This is a genomic window from Tardiphaga sp. 839_C3_N1_4 (assembly GCF_051811045.1).
Taxonomy (GTDB): domain Bacteria; phylum Pseudomonadota; class Alphaproteobacteria; order Rhizobiales; family Xanthobacteraceae; genus Tardiphaga.
The window spans coordinates 5,903,546-5,924,103 of the sequence record NZ_JBPWQD010000001.1 but is presented as its reverse complement, the minus strand read 5'-3'; the positions used below and the strand labels follow the sequence as shown (position 1 = coordinate 5,924,103).

General features: G+C 62.8%; 19 protein-coding genes. 6 read left to right on the top strand and 13 right to left on the bottom strand.

Translation table 11 applies throughout. The features are described 5' to 3' along the window. Positions 1-327: 327 nt before the first annotated feature. Positions 328-1,302, top strand: coding sequence for an SH3 domain-containing protein (locus AB8A38_RS28305; protein WP_439088181.1), 975 nt, complete (start codon positions 328-330; stop codon positions 1,300-1,302). A gap of 6 nt (positions 1,303-1,308) precedes the next feature. Here the strand turns inward: AB8A38_RS28305 and AB8A38_RS28300 are convergent, their stop codons facing one another. Both AB8A38_RS28300 and AB8A38_RS28295 read right to left on the bottom strand, forming a co-directional pair. Beyond that, a complete protein-coding gene (locus AB8A38_RS28300; RefSeq protein ID WP_439088179.1) occupies positions 1,309-1,983 on the bottom strand; it encodes a DUF429 domain-containing protein in 675 nt (224 codons plus the stop codon). Positions 1,984-1,997: 14 nt separating this feature from the next. Beyond that, the gene (locus tag AB8A38_RS28295; RefSeq protein ID WP_439088177.1) at positions 1,998-3,650 is read right to left on the bottom strand and encodes a fumarate hydratase; all 1,653 of its coding nucleotides are present in this window, start codon (positions 3,648-3,650) and stop codon (positions 1,998-2,000) included. 201 nt (positions 3,651-3,851) lie between these two features. On the opposite strand from AB8A38_RS28295, the gene AB8A38_RS28290 reads away from it, so the two are divergent. From AB8A38_RS28290 to AB8A38_RS28280, 3 genes are all read left to right on the top strand, one after another. Continuing rightward, the gene (locus tag AB8A38_RS28290) at positions 3,852-4,325 is read left to right on the top strand and encodes a hypothetical protein (RefSeq protein WP_315843055.1); all 474 of its coding nucleotides are present in this window, start codon (positions 3,852-3,854) and stop codon (positions 4,323-4,325) included. Positions 4,326-4,481: 156 nt separating this feature from the next. Next, the gene (locus AB8A38_RS28285; protein ID WP_170849544.1) at positions 4,482-4,652 is read left to right on the top strand and encodes a hypothetical protein; all 171 of its coding nucleotides are present in this window, start codon (positions 4,482-4,484) and stop codon (positions 4,650-4,652) included. A gap of 104 nt (positions 4,653-4,756) precedes the next feature. Then, positions 4,757-5,431, top strand: a complete 675-nt coding sequence (locus AB8A38_RS28280; RefSeq protein ID WP_315843056.1) for a methyltransferase family protein — start codon at positions 4,757-4,759, stop codon at positions 5,429-5,431. A gap of 24 nt (positions 5,432-5,455) precedes the next feature. On the opposite strand, the gene AB8A38_RS28275 is transcribed toward AB8A38_RS28280, so the two are convergent. From AB8A38_RS28275 to flgB, 10 genes are all read right to left on the bottom strand, one after another. Further along, a complete protein-coding gene (locus AB8A38_RS28275) occupies positions 5,456-6,163 on the bottom strand; it encodes a glutathione S-transferase (RefSeq protein WP_439088174.1) in 708 nt (235 codons plus the stop codon). Positions 6,164-6,343: 180 nt separating this feature from the next. After that, positions 6,344-7,033: a lectin gene (locus tag AB8A38_RS28270; protein ID WP_439088172.1), complete on the bottom strand. Its 690-nt coding sequence runs from the start codon at positions 7,031-7,033 to the stop codon at positions 6,344-6,346. 191 nt (positions 7,034-7,224) lie between these two features. Continuing rightward, positions 7,225-8,262, bottom strand: a complete 1,038-nt coding sequence (locus AB8A38_RS28265) for a Tim44 domain-containing protein (protein WP_315844201.1) — start codon at positions 8,260-8,262, stop codon at positions 7,225-7,227. A gap of 214 nt (positions 8,263-8,476) precedes the next feature. Then, positions 8,477-11,050 carry a cell cycle histidine kinase CckA gene (gene cckA / locus AB8A38_RS28260; protein ID WP_439088170.1) on the bottom strand — a complete coding sequence of 858 codons (2,574 nt, stop codon included), beginning with the start codon at positions 11,048-11,050 and terminating at the stop codon, positions 8,477-8,479. Positions 11,051-11,210: 160 nt separating this feature from the next. After that, positions 11,211-12,284: a flagellar biosynthesis protein FlhB gene (flhB, locus tag AB8A38_RS28255; RefSeq protein ID WP_439088168.1), complete on the bottom strand. Its 1,074-nt coding sequence runs from the start codon at positions 12,282-12,284 to the stop codon at positions 11,211-11,213. A 10-nt stretch (positions 12,285-12,294) separates the two neighbouring features. Next, on the bottom strand, positions 12,295-13,065 hold the full coding sequence (fliR, locus tag AB8A38_RS28250; RefSeq protein ID WP_068735671.1) for a flagellar biosynthetic protein FliR: 771 nt from the start codon (positions 13,063-13,065) through the stop codon (positions 12,295-12,297). 13 nt (positions 13,066-13,078) lie between these two features. Continuing rightward, positions 13,079-13,342, bottom strand: a complete 264-nt coding sequence (gene fliQ, locus AB8A38_RS28245; protein ID WP_068735669.1) for a flagellar biosynthesis protein FliQ — start codon at positions 13,340-13,342, stop codon at positions 13,079-13,081. 42 nt (positions 13,343-13,384) lie between these two features. Then, positions 13,385-13,711, bottom strand: a complete 327-nt coding sequence (gene fliE, locus AB8A38_RS28240; protein ID WP_068735666.1) for a flagellar hook-basal body complex protein FliE — start codon at positions 13,709-13,711, stop codon at positions 13,385-13,387. A gap of 16 nt (positions 13,712-13,727) precedes the next feature. Further along, on the bottom strand, positions 13,728-14,153 hold the full coding sequence (gene flgC / locus AB8A38_RS28235) for a flagellar basal body rod protein FlgC (RefSeq protein ID WP_089265171.1): 426 nt from the start codon (positions 14,151-14,153) through the stop codon (positions 13,728-13,730). Positions 14,154-14,183: 30 nt separating this feature from the next. Beyond that, entirely contained in the window at positions 14,184-14,597 is a 414-nt protein-coding gene (gene flgB, locus AB8A38_RS28230; RefSeq protein ID WP_439088166.1) for a flagellar basal body rod protein FlgB, read from the bottom strand. A gap of 376 nt (positions 14,598-14,973) precedes the next feature. On the opposite strand from flgB, the gene AB8A38_RS28225 reads away from it, so the two are divergent. Together AB8A38_RS28225 and fliP are read left to right on the top strand one after the other, a co-directional pair. Then, positions 14,974-16,056: a flagellar biosynthetic protein FliO gene (locus tag AB8A38_RS28225; RefSeq protein ID WP_439088165.1), complete on the top strand. Its 1,083-nt coding sequence runs from the start codon at positions 14,974-14,976 to the stop codon at positions 16,054-16,056. Further along, positions 16,053-16,805 (top strand): flagellar type III secretion system pore protein FliP, encoded by a 753-nt coding sequence (fliP, locus tag AB8A38_RS28220; RefSeq protein ID WP_116662912.1) that lies wholly within the window; start codon positions 16,053-16,055, stop codon positions 16,803-16,805. The genes AB8A38_RS28225 and fliP overlap by 4 nt, the downstream gene beginning before the upstream one ends. A 12-nt stretch (positions 16,806-16,817) precedes the next feature. On the opposite strand, the gene AB8A38_RS28215 is transcribed toward fliP, so the two are convergent. Then, positions 16,818-20,498: a tetratricopeptide repeat protein gene (locus tag AB8A38_RS28215; RefSeq protein ID WP_439088162.1), complete on the bottom strand. Its 3,681-nt coding sequence runs from the start codon at positions 20,496-20,498 to the stop codon at positions 16,818-16,820. Positions 20,499-20,558 lie beyond the last annotated feature (60 nt).

Below are 20,558 nucleotides of genomic sequence, written 5' to 3'. Positions count from 1 at the left end.
CCGCGGAGACGCCGCATGCCGATGTGAACAATTCGTCACAGATACTGATAAAACATGATCCCGTTGACGGCACTGGCCGCGGCCAACAACGTCACCACCGTCACATTCAGCTTCAGAGCATCCAACATGGCGCGGCCTCGAATTCGTCTGCAGTCTGATCGCTATTGGAACAGCGCCGCCTGAGTCGTCACCGCTTTTCTTTTTCGTCCACATCCTTGCGAGTCCCCCGAGAATCGAGTCCCGCTCACAGACCGAAATTCAGCGTGGTTGCTGCAAGCCTGAGTCGCGTTTTGTCGAACCAAATCGCCGGTGCCGCGACACAGAACCATGACCCGAATCGCCATCCTGATCGCCGGCCTCTTCACCGCCGGCACCGCCTTTGCGCAACCCGTGACGCCGCCGCCGGAGACACCGGCATGGTTTACAAGCGCCCGTGCCTTCGTGCCGCCGGACCGCGTGGCCGGTCAGGCGTTTCATGTCGACATGTCCGATCCGCAGGCGCCGGTCGGATATATCGCGACCTATCCAGCCGGTGCCAACGATCCGAAGACGGCGGCAAGCGCATTCGATGCCGGTGAGATGCTGGTCGCAAAACTCGCGCGCAGCGACGGCAGACTGATCACGCTATCAGCCGAGCTGCGCCCGCGTGACGTCACGCTGAACAGCAACATTCCGCGTGTACTGAGCGCCGCGCATGACGATGCGGAATATCGAGAACTCCACGTTGAATTGCTGAAGGCGCGCGGCACGCTGCCGGATGCCGCAATTCCCTGCGATATCCGTGGCTGGTCGAACGACCGGGATCCAAACGGATTGAACGTACGCGCCGGGCCATCGACGAAGGCCAGGGTGCTCGGCACACTGCCGCCGCCATACAAGTTCAAGAGCAAAGGCGAGAACGTACCTGACGGAGGCTGGCTGACGGAATTTTCCATCATCGGCTTCAAGGATGGCTGGTTCCTGATCGAAGGCGCAAAGCCGCCCGGCAAGGAATACGAAGACGAGAGCGTCTATCCGCGCAATCATCCAAAGCCCTATGGCGGCCGCGGCTGGGTCGCGGCCAGCAAGGTCGGCGCACAATATGCCAATGGCGACACGCCGATGGGCGGACTGTTTCAGGCGCCGCATGTGGACGCGCAATGGACACCGGCCAAAGGCGAAGGTGGCAGCGAGATCAGCGCCGACGGCGGCCCGAAACGTATTCTCGCCTGTAGCGGCTTCTGGGCACTGGTGGAGAGCCACAATGGCGTGCGCGGCTGGTGGCGACGGCTGTGCTCGAGCCAGGTGACGAATTGCAGTTGAGGTGAGCTAGAACCAGATCTGCTGCGGCACACCCAGCCTATCGCGCGGCGCGGTACCTTCCGGCAGACAGCCCACGCAATCGCGTGCGGCCAGCGCCACCGCGCAGGCATCGAGCACATCATCCCGCTTTGCGCCGGTGCGCGCTCGCCTGACGGTCAACCAGTCGTCGAGATCGCTGAAACCATTCGCCATCAGCAGATGACGACGCAGCGCGAGTCCCTCCTCCGTATGTTTGGACGGCAGCGCCGCATCGTCGTTCAGACGAAGAAACACGAGCTCAGGGTGAGATTCGCGGATATCGAGATCGTGGTGCTCCCGCACGAAGCCATCGACCTCCATGATCTTCGGCCCGAGATGCCAGAGCTGGCGCGAGACTTTCTTCTGCCCGCGCCTCTCGGCCTCGGCGTTGGCGAGATCGGGATCGCTGAAGTCCTGCCACAGCCAGCGACGTCCGCCGGAGAATACGCGCGAACCATGGGGGCTGAGATTCTTGCGGGCGAGCTGATCGCAGGCACGCACGCCATCGTCGCCGAGGCCGATGGGAATATCGATCGCCGCACGGGCAAAGCGCTGCGTCGCAAGCCAGGAGATATCGCTGATAAAATCGATGGAGCGGTGGTCGCTGTCGAGTGTGACGGCGACCCAGCCTTGACTGAAACCATCGAGCCCGATGGCGATCATCGGGGCGCGCGGTCTTAGCCGAGGTTCAATTCCTTGAAGAAGTCGTTGCCCTTGTCATCGATGATGATGAAGGCCGGGAAATCCACGACGTCGATGCGCCAGATCGCTTCCATGCCGAGTTCGGGATATTCGACCACCTCGACCTTCTTGATGCAGTGTTCGGCGAGGTTCGCTGCCGAGCCGCCGATAGAGCCGAGATAGAAGCCGCCGTGCTTCTTGCAGGCCTCGCGCACCGCAACGGCACGATTGCCCTTGGCAACCATCACCATGGAGCCGCCCGCCGCCTGGAACTGATCGACGAAGCTATCCATGCGACCGGCCGTGGTCGGGCCGAACGCGCCGGAAGCGTAACCTTCCGGGGTCTTGGCGGGGCCAGCGTAATAGACCGGGTGATTCTTGAAGTAATCCGGCAGCGGCTCGCCCTTCTCGAGGCGATCGCGCAGCTTGGCATGGGCCGAGTCGCGCGCGACGATCATGGTGCCGGTGAGCGACAGGCGCGTCTTGGTCGGATAGTTCGACAGCGTGGCGAGAATGTCCTTCATCGGCTGATTGAGATCGATCTTCACCACCTCGCCGCCGAGCGCCTGCTCCACCTGCGGCAGATACTGCGCGGGGTTATGCTCGAGCTCTTCGAGATAGACGCCGTCCCTGGTGATCTTGCCGAGCACCTGACGATCCGCCGAACACGACACGCCGAGGCCGATCGGCAGCGACGCGCCGTGGCGCGGCAGGCGGATGACGCGAACATCGTGGCAGAAATACTTGCCGCCGAACTGCGCGCCGACGCCGGACGACTGCGTCATCTTGAGGATTTCCTGCTCCATCTCGAGATCGCGGAAGGCGTTGCCGTCCGGCGAGCCTTGCGTGGGGAGCGCGTCGAGATAACGCGCGGAAGCGAGCTTCACCGTCTTCATGCACAGCTCGGCCGAGGTACCGCCGATGACAATGGCGAGGTGATACGGAGGACACGCGGCGGTGCCCAACGTCATGATCTTTTCCTTCAGGAACGCCAGCAGACGGTCCTTGGTCAGAACGGACGGCGTGGCCTGGAACAGGAAGCTCTTGTTGGCGGAGCCACCGCCCTTGGCCATGAACATGAACTTGTAGGCGTCATCGCCCTCGGCATAGATCTCGCACTGCGCCGGCATGTTGTTGGCCGTGTTCTTCTCTTCATACATGGTCAGCGGCGCGACCTGCGAATAGCGCAGGTTGCGGCGCAGATAGGCATCGCGGGCGCCTTCGCTCAAAGCAGCCTCATCGTCGCCATCGGTGATGACGTTGCAGCCCTTCTTGCCCATGATGATCGCCGTACCGGTGTCCTGGCACATCGGCAGCACGCCGCCGGCAGCGATATTGGCGTTCTTCAGGAAGTCGAAGGCCACGAACTTGTCATTCGGGCTGGCTTCGCTGTCGTCCAGGATATTGCGCAGCTGCTGCAGATGGCCGGGGCGCAGATAGTGGTTGATGTCGCCGAACGCCGCCTCCGAGAGCGCCTTCAGCGCATCCCGCGACACCACCAGCATGTCCCTGCCCAGCACCTTCTCGACCCGCACACCCTCGGTGGTGACCTTCTTGTAGGGCGTGGTGTCCGCGCCCAGCGGAAACAGCGGGGTGTGCTTGTAGGGCGGGACGGGCTTCGGATCAGGGAAAGCGGTGGGAGCGTTCATGGGTGGGGCCTCAAAAAGGGGGGAATTTGAGGCCCTTGTAGGCGGTTTCCAGACAGTTTTGAAGGGTTCAAAACAGGGGGGCAGGCCCGCAATCGCGGGGATAATCCCCTTGATCCAACAGTAACCGGCTGCGCCCGCCGCGCCTTGCATAAAGTGGCGTCCCGCGTTTCAGTGCGGCCGGGGATTGAGGAGAATTCTGGAATGTCCATCGACCGCCTGCGCGGCATTTTTTCGGCTGTGGCACTGCTCGCCACCGTGACCCTTGTCGCCTCACCTGCCCGCGCCGACCGCTGCGACGATCTCGCGCGTCAGCTCAAAAGCCAGATCGACGGGCTCAGCGTCGGACGCACCGCTGCCAATGTGATCTACCTGTCGCATCCGGCGGCGAAGCAATTGCGGCTTGGCTGCGCCAGCCGCAATTTCAGCAACGAGCTCTATGCGGCGTCCGCGGCCCGCAAACCGGCGCCGGCCTTCACCGATCTCGTCGCGAGTGCAGCCGCCGTCATCTTCACGATCCCCAAGCCGGATACGGTGAAGGGCACCACGCGATGTCTCGGCCGCATGGGGATTTTCCGCGGCGATGACGTGAAGCTCCGCTATCGTCGGCTCGATCTGCGCTGCACCCGCAGCAAGACCTCCGCGAATATCACGATCTCGCGCGGCAAGGACGAGTGAGGATTTCGCTTCAATTGTTGTGAAATCCTAGAGCGGCCGTTTACCACCGTTTCCGATCCACACCGATTGCCGCAAATTGCAGCGCCTGATTTACCAACTCCTTGTTGGCGCACACCCCATTGTCCGACTGCAAGAGTTGGAAACAGGGAATTTGTAATGAGCGTTTCAAGCGTCAGCAGCGCACCACCGGTCGCTGAGGTGAAGCCGATCGAGGCAAAACCGCCGGAGCCGAAGAAGAACGACGACAACGACAGCCGCACCGCGCCGCCCCCACCGCGCGCAGCGCTGCCGCCCGGCCAGGGCACCCGGATCGATCAGCTCGCATAACGCGGCACCGTCGGACAGAGACCAGCCGCCGGTCGCGTTGACGCGAGGCCTGCCCCATCACTGCCGCGAATCTGGTATCGGATGCGGGCCGAAGGAGGCCCGAGATGATCGTTCGCCTCGTGATACGTACGCTGGTCTGGTTCGGCGTGATTGGCGCCGTGTTGTTCACCGCCGCCGGGACCTGGCAATGGCCGGCGGCGTGGTCATTTCTGCTCTTCATGATCCTGCTTGGCCTTGGCGGCGGCCTGTGGCTGATCCAGATCGATCCCGCACTATTTGAAGAACGCATGCGCCCCATCGTACAGCAGGGGCAGCCCACTGCGGACCGCGTCTTCATGGTGGCGTTCTTTACCGTGGCACTGGTCTGGCTGATCGTTGCAGGACTGGATCAACGCTTCAGCCTATCGCAAATGACCGTTGGCGTCCAGGTCGCGGGCACGGCACTCGCGCTCACGGGAATGGCAATCTCATTCTGGGTACTGCGCGAAAACAGTTTCGCCGCACCGGTCATCAAGCTTCAACGCGACCGCGGCCAGCGCGTCGTCGATACCGGCCCCTATCATCTCGTGCGTCACCCCATGTATAGCGGCGCCATCCTGTTTTTTCTCGGCACATCCCTCTGGCTTGGCTCGTGGTGGAGTGCCGCGCTGACGCTGATCCTGGCCGTGCTGCTCGCATGGCGTACGGCGGCCGAAGAGCGTACCTTGCGGGACGGTCTCCCCGGCTACACCAACTATACGACGCGCGTCCGCTATCGTCTGTGTCCGGGGCTTTGGTAACCCCGCCACACGAGCTGCGCAGCGCTACTTGTCCAGCGCCTTGTAGTGCCGGAAGATGCCGTCCTTGTTGAAGGCAATGCGGCGGTCGCTGTCGAGATAGGCCTTGATGTTCGGTCGAACCGCCACGCGGTCATGCAAATCGATCAGGCGTGGAATCTCCCGCTCGAATTTTGTCATGCGTTTCGGAAATGCGTAGCGCAGTCCTTCAACGATCTGGAATAGTGACAGATCGACATAGGTCGCCTTGCGGCCGGTGACATAAGCGCCATCGCTGGCTTTTAATATCCGCTCGAAATAGCCGAGATATTTCGGCACGCGCTCCTTCAGGAATTCCGCGCTGCGTTTTTTGGCGGGACCTTTCTGATCTTCGTAGTAGAGCGACACACCGATCGGGTGATGGGTATCATGCACTTCGGCCACGAAATCGGTGATCGTGAGCTGCAGCTCGTACAATTGCAGCCGCACCGCTTCGGACTTCGGCGCCAGACCATGACGTGGGCCGAGATAGAGCAGGATGTTGGCGGTCTGGCCGATCACCATATTGCCGGCCTTGAGGAATGGTGGCGCGAATGGCGGGATGCCTTTCTTGCTGTCGAGCATCCTGGTCATTGCGGCCATGCCGCCCTTGCCACGCGCCACGTCGCGGTAGTCCGCGCCGGCATCTTCGAGAGCCAGGCGTACGAATTCGCCGCGGCCCTGGATCGTCGGCCAGTAATACAGCTCGTATCGCATGCAAAACCTCGCCAAATGTCGCGTCAGGGATGCCAGGGTAACTGCTCACCGCGGAATTCGTTCGCCGCGCTCGTCCGGCGCAAACTCCGCATCGTCGTCCAGCTATCGCCGCAAAACGCACTATGGCCGGGATAGGCCCGGCCATGGCGGAGTGTGTTGCTGATCGTCTACCAATAGAACTCAATTCGAGGCGAAGCAGTACAGCAGCCCGTCGCCGCCGGTGCTCTTCAGGTCGTTCTGCGAGCAGCCGCCATCGGGACCACGCGACGGATGCGAGGTGTTCCATGACTTGGACGGCGGCTCGTCGTTCAACCCCGTACGATCGATATGGCCGACCATGGCGGCGCCCTGGGTGCTGCTCGTCCAGTTCTTACAGGTGCGATCCTCACCAGCGGCAAAGGCTGTGCCGTCGGCTTGCGAGCCGGTCAGCACGTCATGGCGATTCGGCGTATCGCCGCGGCCATTGATGACCTCGCCCTTCTCGCTGAGCGAGGTCTGCTTGGAGAGATTGTTGCTGGCGCCATGCAGATCGGCAACATCCTTGGCGATGACAACGCCCTTGGTATTCTTCCATGGGCCGTTGCCGATCCGGTCCTTGGCATTGATCGCGGGCTTGCCATCGGCGGCCTGCGTCGAGAGATAAGCGCGCCAGGTCTTGGCGCCCGCACCCGCAGCCTGCGCCAGCGTCTGACAATGATTGTCAGCACCGGCGAGGCCACCGAGATTGCCGCCATTGCTGATGCCATTGCTGGTGACGAAGAAACTGGTATCCGCGCCCTGCGCGAACGACGGCGACGCTGCAGCAAGCGAGATGGCAGCAGCACCGGCACAGATACCGAGACGGGTCATGGTCGAGAGAATAGTGGGCATCGATTCCTCCAATTTGTTTTTGTAGCCACGCAACGTCAGTCGCGATGGGACGCAACTGACCAACACGTCATCCGGCGGATTATTCCCGCTCTCATATTGAGATCATCACCTGGCAATGCACGTGCATAGGGCCAACAAAAAAGCGCCGCGGAATGATCCGCGGCGCTCGGTAGATTTCGATGACGCAAGGCTTACGCCTGCTGGATCGCCGACAGTTCCCAATCGGCGCCGCGCGGACGCACGAATGTCCAGATCTCGGTCGCTTCGATCGGCGTTTCGCTGCCAGCTACCAGACGGTTGGTGCCACGCTCCAGCGTCTTGTCGACCAGCGAGAAGCGCATCGCGACGCTCGCATAGTCGGTGTCACCTTCGCGCCAAGCTTCCGCGAGGTCACCCTGCAGCAGCTTCACATCCGACACCTTGTTGATGTCGTTGCGGGCCTTGTTCTCGGCGAGGTCCTTGGCGAAGTACGACACCATCTCAGGCGTCGACAGTTTGCCGAGCTTCTCGACATCCTCGTTCGACCAGGCGGCCTGCACGTCGCTGAGCAGCTTCTCGAAAGCTTCATAGTCCTGCGGCGCGATCTCGATCGGCTTGTCATTGGAGCCGCCGCCGAAACCAAAGCCACCGAGGCCACTGCGCTGGGTCGGCTGTGCGCCATAACCCTGCTGCGCCTGGTTCATGTGCGCCTGGTTCTGGTCGGGACCATTGCCCGGACCCGTATAGGTCGAGCTGGCCGGACCGGCATAGGCGGACGCCGTCTGGTTACGACGCTGCCACCAGGACATTGCGAGGCGGACAACGATGATGATCAGGCCGACCTGCAGCAACAAGCCGATGATCGACGAGATGCCGCCGAGGCCGCTGAACAGACCGCCGCCGAACAGCATGCCGAGCAGGCCTGCGCCGAGGAAGCCGGCAGCAAGGCCACCGAGCATGCCCATGCCCGGACGGTTGAAGAAACCGCCCTTGCTGGCTGCGCCCGTAGTCGCGCTGTTCATGCCGGGCGAACCTGGCTGTTGCATGGTGCGGTTGAACGGCTGGGCCGCGTTAGGCGCTGTCGACGTGCTCGGCGGGGCCGAGAACGTGCGATTGCCGCGCGAGCCCGAGCTGCTGCCACCGCCAACGCGGGCGTCGGCAGAGGAGATTGCAATTGTGAGCGGCATCGCCAGCGATAGGACAACGGCCATCGTCTTGACGACGCCGCGCATGCTGAACGTGAAAGTCATGGTCATTCCCTCAATCCCCGGCAGGGGGAAAACACCCCTAACATGGCTACCCCAGCCTAAAATGGAAGCACCGTTCGAGGGTAAACGCTGCGGCCCTCGGTCGCGGCTCGCCATTGAACCTTTGGCGTAGAAGTCGCCTTGCATTCAAATACTTATGCTGCATTGCGAAGTTCGGTGCGCTTTTGAAACCAAGCCGTTTTATGACGGCGGCGCCCTAGTTCGGTGCCATGGTTTCCTTGACCTTGGCGATCAGCGCGCTCAGGGCGAACGGCTTGGCCAGGAAGGCGAATTGCTGGTTTTCCGGCAGGCTCTTTTCGAAGGCTTCCTCGGCGTAACCTGACACGAAGATGATGCGGATATCCGCATTGCGGGCGCGCATCTCCTTCAGCAGCGTCGGTCCGTCCATCTCCGGCATCACCACGTCGGAGACCACGAGATCGATGGCGCCGTTCTGCTCGTCGAACAGCTCCATCGCTTCGACGCCGTTGCCGGCTTCGACCACCGTATAACCGCGCGAGCGCAAACCGCGGGCGTTCAGCGCGCGCAGGCCTTCTTCATCTTCGACCAGCAGGATGGTGCCCTGCCCGGTCAGATCCGCGCGCGGCTTGGCGTCGGCAGCGGCTTCCTTGGCGGCGACGGCGGCCGCGATCGCCGGGTCGGGAGCAACTTCCTTTTCCTGATGATGGCGCGGCAGGAAGATGCGGAACGTGGTGCCTTTGCCCGGATCGGAGTCGACATAAACGAAACCGCCGGTCTGCTTGACGATGCCGTAGACCGTGGAGAGGCCGAGGCCCGTGCCCTTGCCGACATCCTTGGTGGAGAAGAACGGCTCGAAGATTTTCTCGACGATATCGGCGGGAATGCCGGTGCCGGTATCGCTGACATCGATACGCACATAGTCCGATGGCGGCATGCCCTTATAGGACAGTCGCCCGGCTTCCTCGGCCGAGACGTTGACGGTGCGCACAGTCAACGCGCCGCCGTCCGGCATCGCGTCGCGCGCATTGACTGCGAGATTCACGATCACCTGTTCAAATTGCGAAATGTCGACCTTCACCGGCCACAGATCGCGGCCGTGCACGACTTCGAGTTTGACCTTCTCGCCGATCAGGCGCTTCAGCAGCAAATCGATATCCGAGAGCGCATCGCCGAGATTGAGCACCGTCGGGCGCAGCGTCTGGCGGCGCGAGAATGCGAGCAACTGGCGCACCAGTGTCGCCGCGCGCGTCGCGTTCTGCTTGATCTGCATGATGTCCTGGAACGACGGATCGGTCGGCTTGTGCGCGTTCAGCAGGAAGTCGTTGGCCATCATGATGGCGGAGAGCACGTTGTTGAAGTCATGCGCGATGCCGCCGGCCAACTGGCCGATGGTGTCCATCTTCTGCGCCTGGTTGACCTGGTTCTCGAGCGTGCGGCGCTCGGTGGTCTCCAGCATGTAGACGATGGCCGCTTCGGTCTCGCGTTCGTTCTCCTCCACAGCGGTGACAAAGAACTGTCCCCAGCGCTCCTTGGCACCTTCCAGCAGCGCTTCCACCGGCGGGATATCGCCCTGCCCCTGCGCGGCGTGACCGATGGCCGCGACGAGCTGGTTGCGGTCGCGGTCGCTGACGGCGGCCAGGATCGACTTGTTGACGGCGCCCGATGTATTGAGGCTCTGCGCCAGTTTGGCGAAACGGGCATTGCCGCGCACCACGGTGCCGTCGCGATCCACCGTCGCAATCGCCATCGGCGTATGGTCGAAGAAGCGCATGAAGCGCACTTCGGCGGCGCGTTGCGGATCCGAGCGCTCGTCGCGGGCGCGGCTAATGACAAGGGTGCGCGACGCACCCGGCACGCCGTCGGCGCCGAAAGCGAGCTTGTGATAGAGCCGCACCGGCATGGTCTTGCCGTTGCGCATGCGCAGGTCGATGTCGAATACTTCGGTTTTGACCTCGCCGGGCATCGGCACAATGGATGTCAGCAACGAGGCGCCGTCACCGGAGACGATGTCGGTCAGCTTCAGACCGCCGGAGCCGATCTCGGCAAGATCGTGATCGAGCCAGTTTGCCAGGGTGGCGTTGACGTAAACCAGCTCGCCCTTTGGATTGACCGAGAAGAAGCCGCAAGGTGCGTGATCCAGATATTCGATGGCGTGCTGCAATTCCTGGAATACGTCTTCCTGGCGTTGCCGATCGCGGGAAATATCGGCCACCGACCACACCGTGGATTTGGCCTCGCGCTTGCCCTCACCCAGTGGACGCACGCGCATGCGCAGCCAGCGGCCGTGGCTGCCGTCGGGCGCTGCGACACGGACTTCCTCCTGCTGGCGCTTGCCCTCGCGGGCAGCCTTGAGCAGGCGGAAGACGGCTTCGGAGACATCGGGATTTCCGATGAAGACGCGCTCGACCGGTCGCGCATCCTGAGCGGAGGCCGCGCCGGTCAATGTGAGATAGGCAGCATTGGCATAGACCACATGGCCCCGTGCATCGGTGACCGCAATACCGTCAAAGGCGTGATCGGCCACGGTGCGCATAATCGGGTCGTCGGAGGTGCGATCGGCAAAGCGGACAATACCGGCGGCAAAGGCGAACAACACGAACAGGCCGACCATCGCCAGCAGCGCCAGTAGGCCCAGAATATAAGGCTGCGCCTGGGCACGACCGAGAGTCATGAATGCCACGGCGCAAGCAATGATCGCAGCGGCAATCAGCAGCACCAGCACGATGCTGCCGCTGCGCCGGGCCGGCTCGTGCAGAACCGGATTCTGCGCCGTCATCGATTGACGATCGTGGTCGGTCTCGGCGGTCATCGGACGGTTCGTCGCCTGTTGGCAGTTGCGGCAGCGCGGGTTTGCGCGCTTCCTGAGTGCATCAATCGGCTGGCCTTACGCAAGCGCCGCGTCGGCCTATTCGCTTCCAATCCGCCGATTCGCAACACGTTCCCGGCCCTTTGCCAGGCGCTTTCCCGAATCATGGCGTGCGCCCGGACAGGCCGCGCTTCAGGCCCATGACGTAGCCAATGACTTCGGCCACCGCATGGTAGTGTTCGCCCGGAATTTGCTCGTCGATCTCGACGGTGGCGTAAAGCGCGCGCGCCAGCGGCACGTTCTCGACGATCGGAATGTCGTGTTTACCCGCAACTTCCCTGATCTTCAGCGCGATGTTGTCGACACCCTTGGCGACGCAGATCGGCGCGGTCATACCGCGCTCATAGGACAGCGCTACGGCGTAGTGCGTCGGGTTGGTGATGATCACCGACGCCTTCGGCACCGCTGCCATCATGCGCTTCTTCATGTTCTGCTGACGCAGTTGCTTGATCTTGCCCTTGATGTGGGGGTCACCCTCGGACTGCTTGTATTCTTCCTTCACTTCCTGCAGCGACATCTTCAGCTTCTCGTACCAGGTGCGGTACTGGAAGAAGAAGTCGGCAATGGCGACAAAGGCGAGCATCGCGACCACCGAACCCATCAGCTGCAGTGTCAGCGATGTGGTGATGCCGAGGATCGCCGACGGATCGATATGTATCAGTGCATCCAGACGAAAACGCTCGGGCCACAGCACCGCGCACATCACGGCGCCGAGCAAGACGAGCTTGAACAGGCCCTTCAGGAAATTGGCCAGCGCCTGCTTGCCGAAGACACGCTTGGCGCCTTCCATCGGCGACAGCTTGCTGAACTTGGGCACCAGACCTTCGGTGGAGAACACCAGCCGGTGCTGGATCAGATTGCCCGCAAGCGCGGCGATCACGAGAAACAGGATCGGCATGCCCATGGTGGACAGGATGGACATGCAGAGGCTCTTGGCCAGAAGCAATAGTCCGGGCCCGTCGGTCCGTATCATCCAGGAATTTTGCAGAAGATTTTTAAGCGGCGTTTGCAGCCCGCCGCCAACGGAGCCGTTGAAGGTCGACAAGACCAGCGTCGCGCCCGCCAGCAGGAACCAGGTATTGACCTCCTGGCTTTTGGCTACGTCACCGCGTTCGTGAGCATCGTCGAGCTTTTTTTGCGTGGGGTCATGTGTCTTCTCGGAATCGTCGTCGGCCATCCGCGCGCCCCTATATCCGCGGCATCATTTGTTGCATGACGCCGGTGACGTATTCGAGGTAGGTCCCCATCATGGTCGCGAGCACGACGGCGAAGATTAGGAATCCGATCATGATCGAAAGCGGTACACCGACGAAATAGACCTGCATCTGCGGCATCAGCCGTGCCAGCACGCCAAGCCCCATGTTGAAGACCAGGCCGAACACAAGGAAAGGCGCAGCAAGCTGCGTGCCGATCTTGAACGCCGCCGCGAAGGCATTGGTCGCGAGCTTCGCCACATCGCCCGTCGACATGATCTCGCCGGGCGCGAAAATCTTGTAGCTGTCATTAATGGCGGCGATCACAAGGTGATGCGTATCGGTGGCGAACAGCATCGTGATGCCGAGCATCGTGAGAAAATTGCCGATCAGCACGCCCTGCTGACCCTGCGTCGGATCCACCGAAGTGACGAAGCCGAGACCGAGTTGCTGCGCGATGATTGATCCGGCGACCTGCAGCGCCGACAGCGTGACGCGCGCGGTGGCGCCGAGCACGACGCCGATGATGATCTCATGCACCAGCAGAACCAGCATCGGCACGATCGATCCCATATCGACGTTATAGGCGCCGCGATGCGCCGGCAGCATGAGAAGGGTCAGTCCCAATGCAATGGACAGCTTGGCCCGTGCGGGAATGTTGGTTTCGCCAAAGCCCGGCATCAACATCACCATCGTACCGATGCGGGCGAAGGCCAGCATGAAGGCAGCGGCGAGAGCGGGCAGAAGCGAGACATCGATGCGCATACGGGATTGTGCATCACCCCCCGATGATTCGCGACGATATCCGCAACATGTAACTCGACAATGCGTCCCCCATGAACGGGAGCGTCAGCATCATGGTGGCAAAGACCGCGAGAATCTTCGGCACGAAGACCAGCGACTGTTCCTGGATCTGGGTCAGCGCCTGCACCAGCGACACCACGACGCCGACCAGGAGGCCCACAACCATCAGCGGGCCGGACACGATCACAATCGTCCAAATCGCGTCACGGGCAACGTCGAGAGTTTCGGGGCCGGTCATTGCAGTAATCCTTGTGTTACGCGGCGTTCGTGGTGAGGAGGATCAGATTGGCATCTTCATGATGTCTTCGTAGGACTGGATGACGCGATCGCGCACCGAGACCAGCGTCGACACGGCGACGTCGGTTTCCGCAACTGCCGTGACCACGTCCATCACATTGGCCTTGCCGTTGGCCATTGCGATGGTCTGCGCATCCGACTTGCGGCCGGAATCGAGCACGCTACCAAGCGCGTCCTTGAGGACCGCGCCGAACGACTGACCGCCACCGGCGTCCGCCGCTTTGTTGAGACCGCCACCGACGCCACCACCGGCGTCCATGATGCGCGAGAGAGCCGAGTAAGCATTGGCGGCGACAGAGGGAGTTGCCATGGTTCAGCTGTCCTGTTCAGGCCTTGAGGATGTCGAGCGTACGTTGGATCATCCGGCGCGTGGCGCTGATGATGTTGAGATTCGCTTCGTAGGAGCGCTGCGCTTCCTTCATGTCCGTCATTTCCACCAGCGAGTTCACGTTGGGGTATTTGACGTTGCCGGCGGCATCCGCCGCGGGATTGCCGGGCTCGTAGCGCGTGGGAAATGCAGATTGATCCGGCCTGATGCGGCCGAGGCCGACGATGCGGGCATCCAGCGAGCGGTCCAGCTCGGATTTGAAGGTCGGCACCTTGCGGCGATAGGGATCACCGCCCGAAGTCTGCGCTGTGGACTGCGCGTTCGCGATGTTCTCCGAAATCACCCGCATGCGGCCCGCCTGGGCGCGCAGACCGGAGGTCGCGATGCCCATGGAGCGCGAGAAGTCGCTGATATCGTCTGCCATGATGAACTCCCTTTAATGCGCGCGGCGGCGTCAGCGCTTGCCGATAGCGGTCTTCAACAGACCGAGGCTGCGGGTGTAGAGCGAGGTCGCGGCTGCATAGTCCATCTGGTTGGCCGAGACCTTGAGCATCTCGTCTTCCAGATTGACGGCATTGCCGGCGGGCCGGGTCTCGTAGCCGACCCGGCTGTTCTGGTTGAAGGAGGCCGAGCCCCCGGTCGGCAGGATATTGGTGCCGGAGGCGCGCATCATCGGCAGCGAGCCCATGCCGCCCGCAGTGACGGACGTGTTCCCGACCTTGTCGAATTTCGGTTCCACGAGATCGCGGGGGCGGAAGTTCGGAGTGTCCGAATTGGAGATATTTTCGGCCAGCACACGCTGGCGCTCCTGATGCCACTGCATCTTGGTGCGCAGCGCCGACAACATCGGCATGTCGCTGATCGCCATCGGCCTTCTCCGCCCTGCCCGGACGGAGTGTCCTGAGCTAGGCAGAATTTGCCGCCTGCATGGTTAATACGAGGTTAATTTCCGGTGGTACTTGTTACCGAACCGTAAATGAATGCTGCAAAATTGACATTTTTCGCACATGCCAACGCTTTTTCGCCTGAATTGGCCGATTAACCATCCCCATCGGCCATACGACGGGGCGGCAGAAGTCGTTTTGGCTGCAGCGATTCATAGTTTATTATTAACCAACGGCAGGTTCTGCCGTGGGGCGTTAACAGATGGGGCGTGATTCACGCTGCGTGCGGGGCGTGCGGGGGTATGACACCTCCGGCTCTGGACGTGGACGTTGCAGCCACCCTGTCTGGCTGGGGACTTTATGATGCAATCATCGGTGCAATTTATCTTGGCCTTCGTTGTCGTGCTGGCGCTGATCGGGCTTACCGCCTGGCTGGTGCGCCGATTCGCTGGCAACCGGCTGGGCAACAACACCAGCCGCGGGCGCTTGCCGCGACTCGCGGTGATCGACGCCGCCGCCGTGGACGGCCGCCGGCGCCTGGTGCTGGTCCGCCGCGACAATGTCGAACACCTGCTGATGATCGGTGGCCCGTCGGACATCGTCGTCGAGCCCAATATCGTCCGCGCCATGCCCGGCCGCGAGCAGGCCCCGCAGCGCGGTGGCCTCGCCGCCGATGTGGCAAGCCGAGGTCCGTCGCTGCCTGAAGCTCCGAGCTGGGCAGAGAGCAACGAGTCCGGCTTCGATTCCGAACCGCATGTGCCGGAGCCGGCGCCGCGTCCCGCGCGCCCCTCCTTTATCGAAGAGCCACGCCGCCCGGCCGCGCCTTTGCCGGAGCGTCGTCCCGATCCGGTCGCCAGCCTCGCGCCGGAACCTGCGCCGCGCCCCGAACCAGCGCCACGCAACGACCTTTTCCCGCAGCGGCCGATTCCGCGAAGTGAAATGCCACGTGCCGAGATGCCACGTAGCGAGCCAATGATGCCGCGCCCGATGCGTGCCGATCCGCCGATCCGCACCACGCCGCAGCCTCGCACGCCGGACCGTCCCGTCGCAGCAGCACCGACACCGCCCGCTCCGGTTGTTGCTGCCCCGGCGCCCGCCCCGATCGTCGCGCCACCCGCACCGACGCCAGCCCCTACGCCCGCTCCGGCAGCCCCCGTGTCGTCTGCCGATCAGAACCTCGCCGATATGGCGCAGCGCCTCGAAGCAGCCTTGCGCCGCCCTGCCGGCGAAGCTCGGCAGGATGCGCCTGAGCCCCGGGTCGGCGCTCCGTCGGTGGCGCCTGAGGCACCATCCATCCGTCCGGCTTCGCGGTCGCCGGAAGTCTCGATCGCCAGCCCTGCCCGTGCGGAGGCGCCACCGGTCGTCCCGCCGGTCAAATCGGGTTTTGAAAATCTCGAAGACGAGATGGCCTCCCTGCTGGGACGGCCGAAGTCTAGTTCGTGAGTTCGGCGAACCTCCCGCGTAGAGTATTTTTCCTTTCAGTTCTGATCGCCGCCGGGACCCTCACAGGTCCCGCGATGGCGCAGGACATCAGCATCAATCTCGGCGGCGGTGGCGGCGGCGTCACCGAACGTGCCGTGCAGATGATCGCGTTGTTGACGGTACTGTCGATCGCACCGTCGATCCTGATCATGATGACGTCGTTCACACGCATCGTGGTCGTGCTGTCGCTGCTGCGCACCGCATTGGGTACAGCGACGGCTCCGCCGAATTCAGTGATCATCGCGCTGGCGATGTTCCTCACGGCTTTCGTGATGGGGCCGGTGCTGCAACGTTCCTATGATGACGGTATCAAGCCGCTGATCTCCAACGACATCACCGTCGAACAAGCTTTGGTGCGTGCATCCATTCCGCTGCGCGGCTTCATGCAGAAGAATGTGCGCGAGAAGGATCTCAAGCTGTTCATGGACCTGTCGGGTGAACCGGTGCCGGCAACACCCGAGGACATGTCGCTGCGGATACTCGTGCCGGCCTTCATGATCTCGGAGCTGAAGCGTGCCTTCGAAATCGGCTTCCTGCTGTTCCTGCCATTCCTGATCATCGACCTCGTTGTCGCCTCGGTCTTGATGGCGATGGGCATGATGATGCTGCCACCGGCGGTGGTGTCACTGCCGTTCAAGCTGATCTTCTTCGTGCTGGTGGATGGCTGGTCGCTGGTCGCGGGCAGTCTGGTGCAAAGTTACGGGCAGTAGCGAGGCTCTCGCCTACCGCGTCATCTCGATCTTGCGGACATTGACCACAGGCTGCGGCTTCAGCGAGCCGGTCGGCATCGGATCGGCGCTGGCACCGGGCAGGATCGCTTTGGCGCTGCTTTCGGGGAAGCGCGTCTTCATCTCGCGCAGGAAGCCGTCGAGCGTATCGACGGACGCGGCCATCTTGGCAATGGCGGCGAATTCCGACGAGTTGGTCGAGGTCGGCTTGCTCGCGGTGTCGAAGGTGATCTTGTCGGCACCGACATTCATCAGCGGCGCATACTTTTCGCGGAAGCGCGCGAGGCCGAGGGCATCTTCCGCCAGCGCATAACCCACGACAGCACGGATGATGTCGCTCTTTTCGCTTGGCGTCAGCGGCGAGAAATCCCGCCAGCGGTCGCCGTAATAGAGTTCGATCTGTTCGGAGGCCTCGCGCCAGCGCCGCGACGACCAGTAAATGTCCGAGCGGAGCCGGATCGCTTCGCGTCCGCTGACATGAGAGATGATGTCGAGCGCCAGTTCACGGCGGCCGATGTCACTCTGCGCCCGCGCCTCGAGCAGCAGCCGCTGCTGACGTAGCTCGCCATTGAGATCGGCGATCCGCGTGGTCCGCAGCGCGGCGATGGCGCGGTCGGGCTTGCGGCTCATCAGATAGACCATCGCCAGACGTGCAGCGACCTGCGAGCGCGCAGCGCCTTCGAGACGGTGATCGACCTGATACTGCAATAGCTCGGCGGCCTGATCGAGCAGATCGACGGCTACGAGACGATCTGCGAGACGGCGGATCATCTCGTCACCGCGGCGGCCGATCGGGGTCAGCTCGCGAAACTCGTAGAACATCGCCAGCGCATCGACCGGCGGCAGGCTGTCGCCCTTTGGCGACAGATAAATCTGCGAGAACAGCGCTTGCGCCTCGTCCTGCACCTGGCGCGCGGCTTCGCTGTTGGCCTGGCGTTCGGTGGCCGTACGGGCGGCCAGCAGCGAGTCATTGTAGCGGCCGAGTTCGGCATACATGCGCGACAGGATCTGCAGCACCTGCACTTCCGTGCCGTCGCCGCGCCATGTCACCGCCAGCACTTCTAGATCATGCAGCGCGTCCTCGCTGCTGATCTCGTTGCGCTTCTGGCGCAAATTGACTTCACGCAGCTTGGCTTCCGCTGCGGATTGACGATCCACCGAACCGGTGACGTCCTGATACTTCGACAGCGCGTCCTTCTCCCGGCCGAGCGCCTCATCGAGCCAGCCGCTGAGCAGCATGGCCGCGGGCTTGATCTCCGGCGAGATGCCGACCGTTTCGAGCTCACTGCCGCGCGACGACGCGCCGGCATAGTCCTTGACCTCGAGCGAGGCCCGCAGCGCCAGCATCAAGGCCGCGCGCTGCAGATCGGCCGGCAGCGCGGCGAGCGTGAACTCGGCATTCTTGAAACGCTCGCGCGCCTCGACCCATTTTTCCTGCTTGGCGTAGGCGAGCGCCTTCCACAATTCACCATCGTAACCCGGCCCGAGCACCGGATTGGCGATATCCTTCAGGGTTTGTTCGGGACGCCCCATCATCGCGCTGGCCACCGCATGAACGATCAGCGCGACAGGGCTTTCCTCGCCGACCTTGGTGTCCGCGATCGCGAGATCGGCGACGCCCTTGGCCTCGTGATACATGCCGCGCGCCATGTAGAATTTGGCCAGATCCATTCGTGCCTGCGGCAGCGAGCTAGCTTCGGCTGATGACATCGCGTCGATCAACTCGTCGAAGCGTGCGTTGAATGGGCCTTCCTGATCCTTGCGCCACTGGCCGACATCGAAGATCGGCCGGGCGACCGTCGAGGCGCGCTGCGGCGCTGCATCGGCTGCCGACAGCGTCAGGCCGCCGGGCTTGGTGAGCATCACCTTGTCGATACTGGCTTCAACGGACACGTCGTCGGAGTTCACCTGAACCACCACGCCGTGAATCGATTCCAGCAACGAGAATTCGACAAAGTCCTGGCGGCGGATAAAACCGCGCGACGGCGGCAACGCGGTGATGATGTTGAGCGTATCGCCGGCATCCGGATCGACCAGGCGATGCTTGAGACCGGGCTTGGCCAATGGCACCTGCACGCTGGCGCGCGAGGGATCGGCAATATTGCGTACGGCGGACAACGGCTGCGACGGCGTCTGCCGGGTGTCGGCGAGCATCAGCGACCAGGCCTGTCCTGCGCCGGCGGGATCGTCGGTCGTGAGAGAGGCCAATTGCGGGCGATTGAGGCGGATGCGGATCGCCTGCCCCTTCTCCAGCGGGATCGTGCTGACATCGGCAATGATCGATCCGCTATCGCGGCGGATCGGCGCGGTGTCGATGGGCCGCGTCGAATCTGCCACCAGCCACAGGATATCGCCGCGGCGAAACAGGGCAACCGGCGTTGGCGATGGAAAGGCAAAGGCTATGCGCACGCCGTCGCTGCTGCGCTTGACCTCAACCGGCATGCCCGCCGGTTCGGTCGGCGCAGCAGCAACGGGTGCAGCAACAGGGGCCGCCGCAACGACAGGCGCAGGCGGCGGTGTTTCTTTCGCAGGAACGACGACAACAGGCTCAGCTACCGGCGCAGGCTTGGCTGATTCAGCGACCTTGGCCGCCTCGGGCTTTGGCTCTTCCGGCTTCGCTGCCGCGACGAGCGCTGCCGGTGCAGCCGTCGCAACCTCGACTTTCTTCTCCGGAACGATCTCTTTCGCGATCACTTCGGAGGTCGGCGGCACGATCTCGCCGGAGCGCTGTGCCGGGACACTGGCGGGCTTTTCGACCTCAGGAGGCTTCGCCGCAACCGGCGGTTTCTCGTCCACAGGAGCGGCCACCGGCAGCTTGGCCAGCGGCGACGGCTTTTCGTTCTGCTGGAAGCCGATGTCGACGACGTAGCTCTTGTCCTCGCGGAACGACTTCACATCGACGTCGCCGATCAAGCCGATCTCGACGGCGGTCCGGTTGCCGTCCATCGCCTGACCGATCGATGCGACATTGGCGGGCGCGGACAGTTTGGCATCGGCGAGATCGAACACCAGACCGGCATTGAAGGTCAGCGTCAGCGTCTTCTCGTTCAGCACCGACGACACACCGACGCCGCCGGTCTCGAACACGAACCGCACGAAGGTCGGCTGTACGGATGCCCGCACACGGATCGGCGGCTTCTTCTGGCTTTCCGCGGCAGCGCGTTGCTGGCGCAAGGCGCGCTCTGCCGCGCGCGCGCGCTCCGACAATTCCTTGACCACATCCTGCGGCAAACCGGGCGGCATGCCCTTCCAGGTGTCGGGCAACAGATCGATGAAAATGCGCTCGCCCGCCGTCATCGAATTGACGGTCACCCTGCGTGACAAAGCGAGACGGATCGCCGTGCCATCGGGATCGCGGCGTGCGGAGCCGATATAATCGGGCGCGGCGTCGCCGAGAATCTCGACGGGAATATCGACCGGCCGCTTGAAGCGAATGACGAGAATGGTACCGGCTTGCGTCACCTCGGACTCCACGTCCTCGGCGAGCTTGAGCACAATGCGGCCATAGCCGCCCGACGTGCCCATGCTGGCGGTACCCCTCACCACTTGCGCAGATGCGGCATCCGGGAACGACAGCGCAAGACAGACAATGCCCGCGACGACGGCACAACGTCGAACGGCCCGCGTCCATGCGCGAGCTTGCGTCCAACATGCAACGGCAGCCGTCCGTGCCATTCAGAAATGTCTCTCAGCCCGATGCTCGAAGGACGACCAGTCGTTCGCCCTGTGTCGAAT

Bases quoted from the DNA above. Each gene is read 5' to 3' on its own strand.
- AB8A38_RS28305 (WP_439088181.1), top strand. From the start codon at position 328: ATGACCCGAATCGCCATCCTGATCGCCGGCCTCTTCACCGCCGGCACC.
- AB8A38_RS28300 (WP_439088179.1), bottom strand. From the start codon at position 1,983: ATGATCGCCATCGGGCTCGATGGTTTCAGTCAAGGCTGGGTCGCCGTC.
- AB8A38_RS28295 (WP_439088177.1), bottom strand. From the start codon at position 3,650: ATGAACGCTCCCACCGCTTTCCCTGATCCGAAGCCCGTCCCGCCCTAC.
- AB8A38_RS28290 (WP_315843055.1), top strand. From the start codon at position 3,852: ATGTCCATCGACCGCCTGCGCGGCATTTTTTCGGCTGTGGCACTGCTC.
- AB8A38_RS28285 (WP_170849544.1), top strand. From the start codon at position 4,482: ATGAGCGTTTCAAGCGTCAGCAGCGCACCACCGGTCGCTGAGGTGAAG.
- AB8A38_RS28280 (WP_315843056.1), top strand. From the start codon at position 4,757: ATGATCGTTCGCCTCGTGATACGTACGCTGGTCTGGTTCGGCGTGATT.
- AB8A38_RS28275 (WP_439088174.1), bottom strand. From the start codon at position 6,163: ATGCGATACGAGCTGTATTACTGGCCGACGATCCAGGGCCGCGGCGAA.
- AB8A38_RS28270 (WP_439088172.1), bottom strand. From the start codon at position 7,033: ATGCCCACTATTCTCTCGACCATGACCCGTCTCGGTATCTGTGCCGGT.
- AB8A38_RS28265 (WP_315844201.1), bottom strand. From the start codon at position 8,262: ATGACTTTCACGTTCAGCATGCGCGGCGTCGTCAAGACGATGGCCGTT.
- cckA (WP_439088170.1), bottom strand. From the start codon at position 11,050: ATGACCGCCGAGACCGACCACGATCGTCAATCGATGACGGCGCAGAAT.
- flhB (WP_439088168.1), bottom strand. From the start codon at position 12,284: ATGGCCGACGACGATTCCGAGAAGACACATGACCCCACGCAAAAAAAG.
- fliR (WP_068735671.1), bottom strand. From the start codon at position 13,065: ATGCGCATCGATGTCTCGCTTCTGCCCGCTCTCGCCGCTGCCTTCATG.
- fliQ (WP_068735669.1), bottom strand. From the start codon at position 13,342: ATGACCGGCCCCGAAACTCTCGACGTTGCCCGTGACGCGATTTGGACG.
- fliE (WP_068735666.1), bottom strand. From the start codon at position 13,711: ATGGCAACTCCCTCTGTCGCCGCCAATGCTTACTCGGCTCTCTCGCGC.
- flgC (WP_089265171.1), bottom strand. From the start codon at position 14,153: ATGGCAGACGATATCAGCGACTTCTCGCGCTCCATGGGCATCGCGACC.
- flgB (WP_439088166.1), bottom strand. From the start codon at position 14,597: ATGGCGATCAGCGACATGCCGATGTTGTCGGCGCTGCGCACCAAGATG.
- AB8A38_RS28225 (WP_439088165.1), top strand. From the start codon at position 14,974: ATGATGCAATCATCGGTGCAATTTATCTTGGCCTTCGTTGTCGTGCTG.
- AB8A38_RS28215 (WP_439088162.1), bottom strand. From the start codon at position 20,498: ATGGCACGGACGGCTGCCGTTGCATGTTGGACGCAAGCTCGCGCATGG.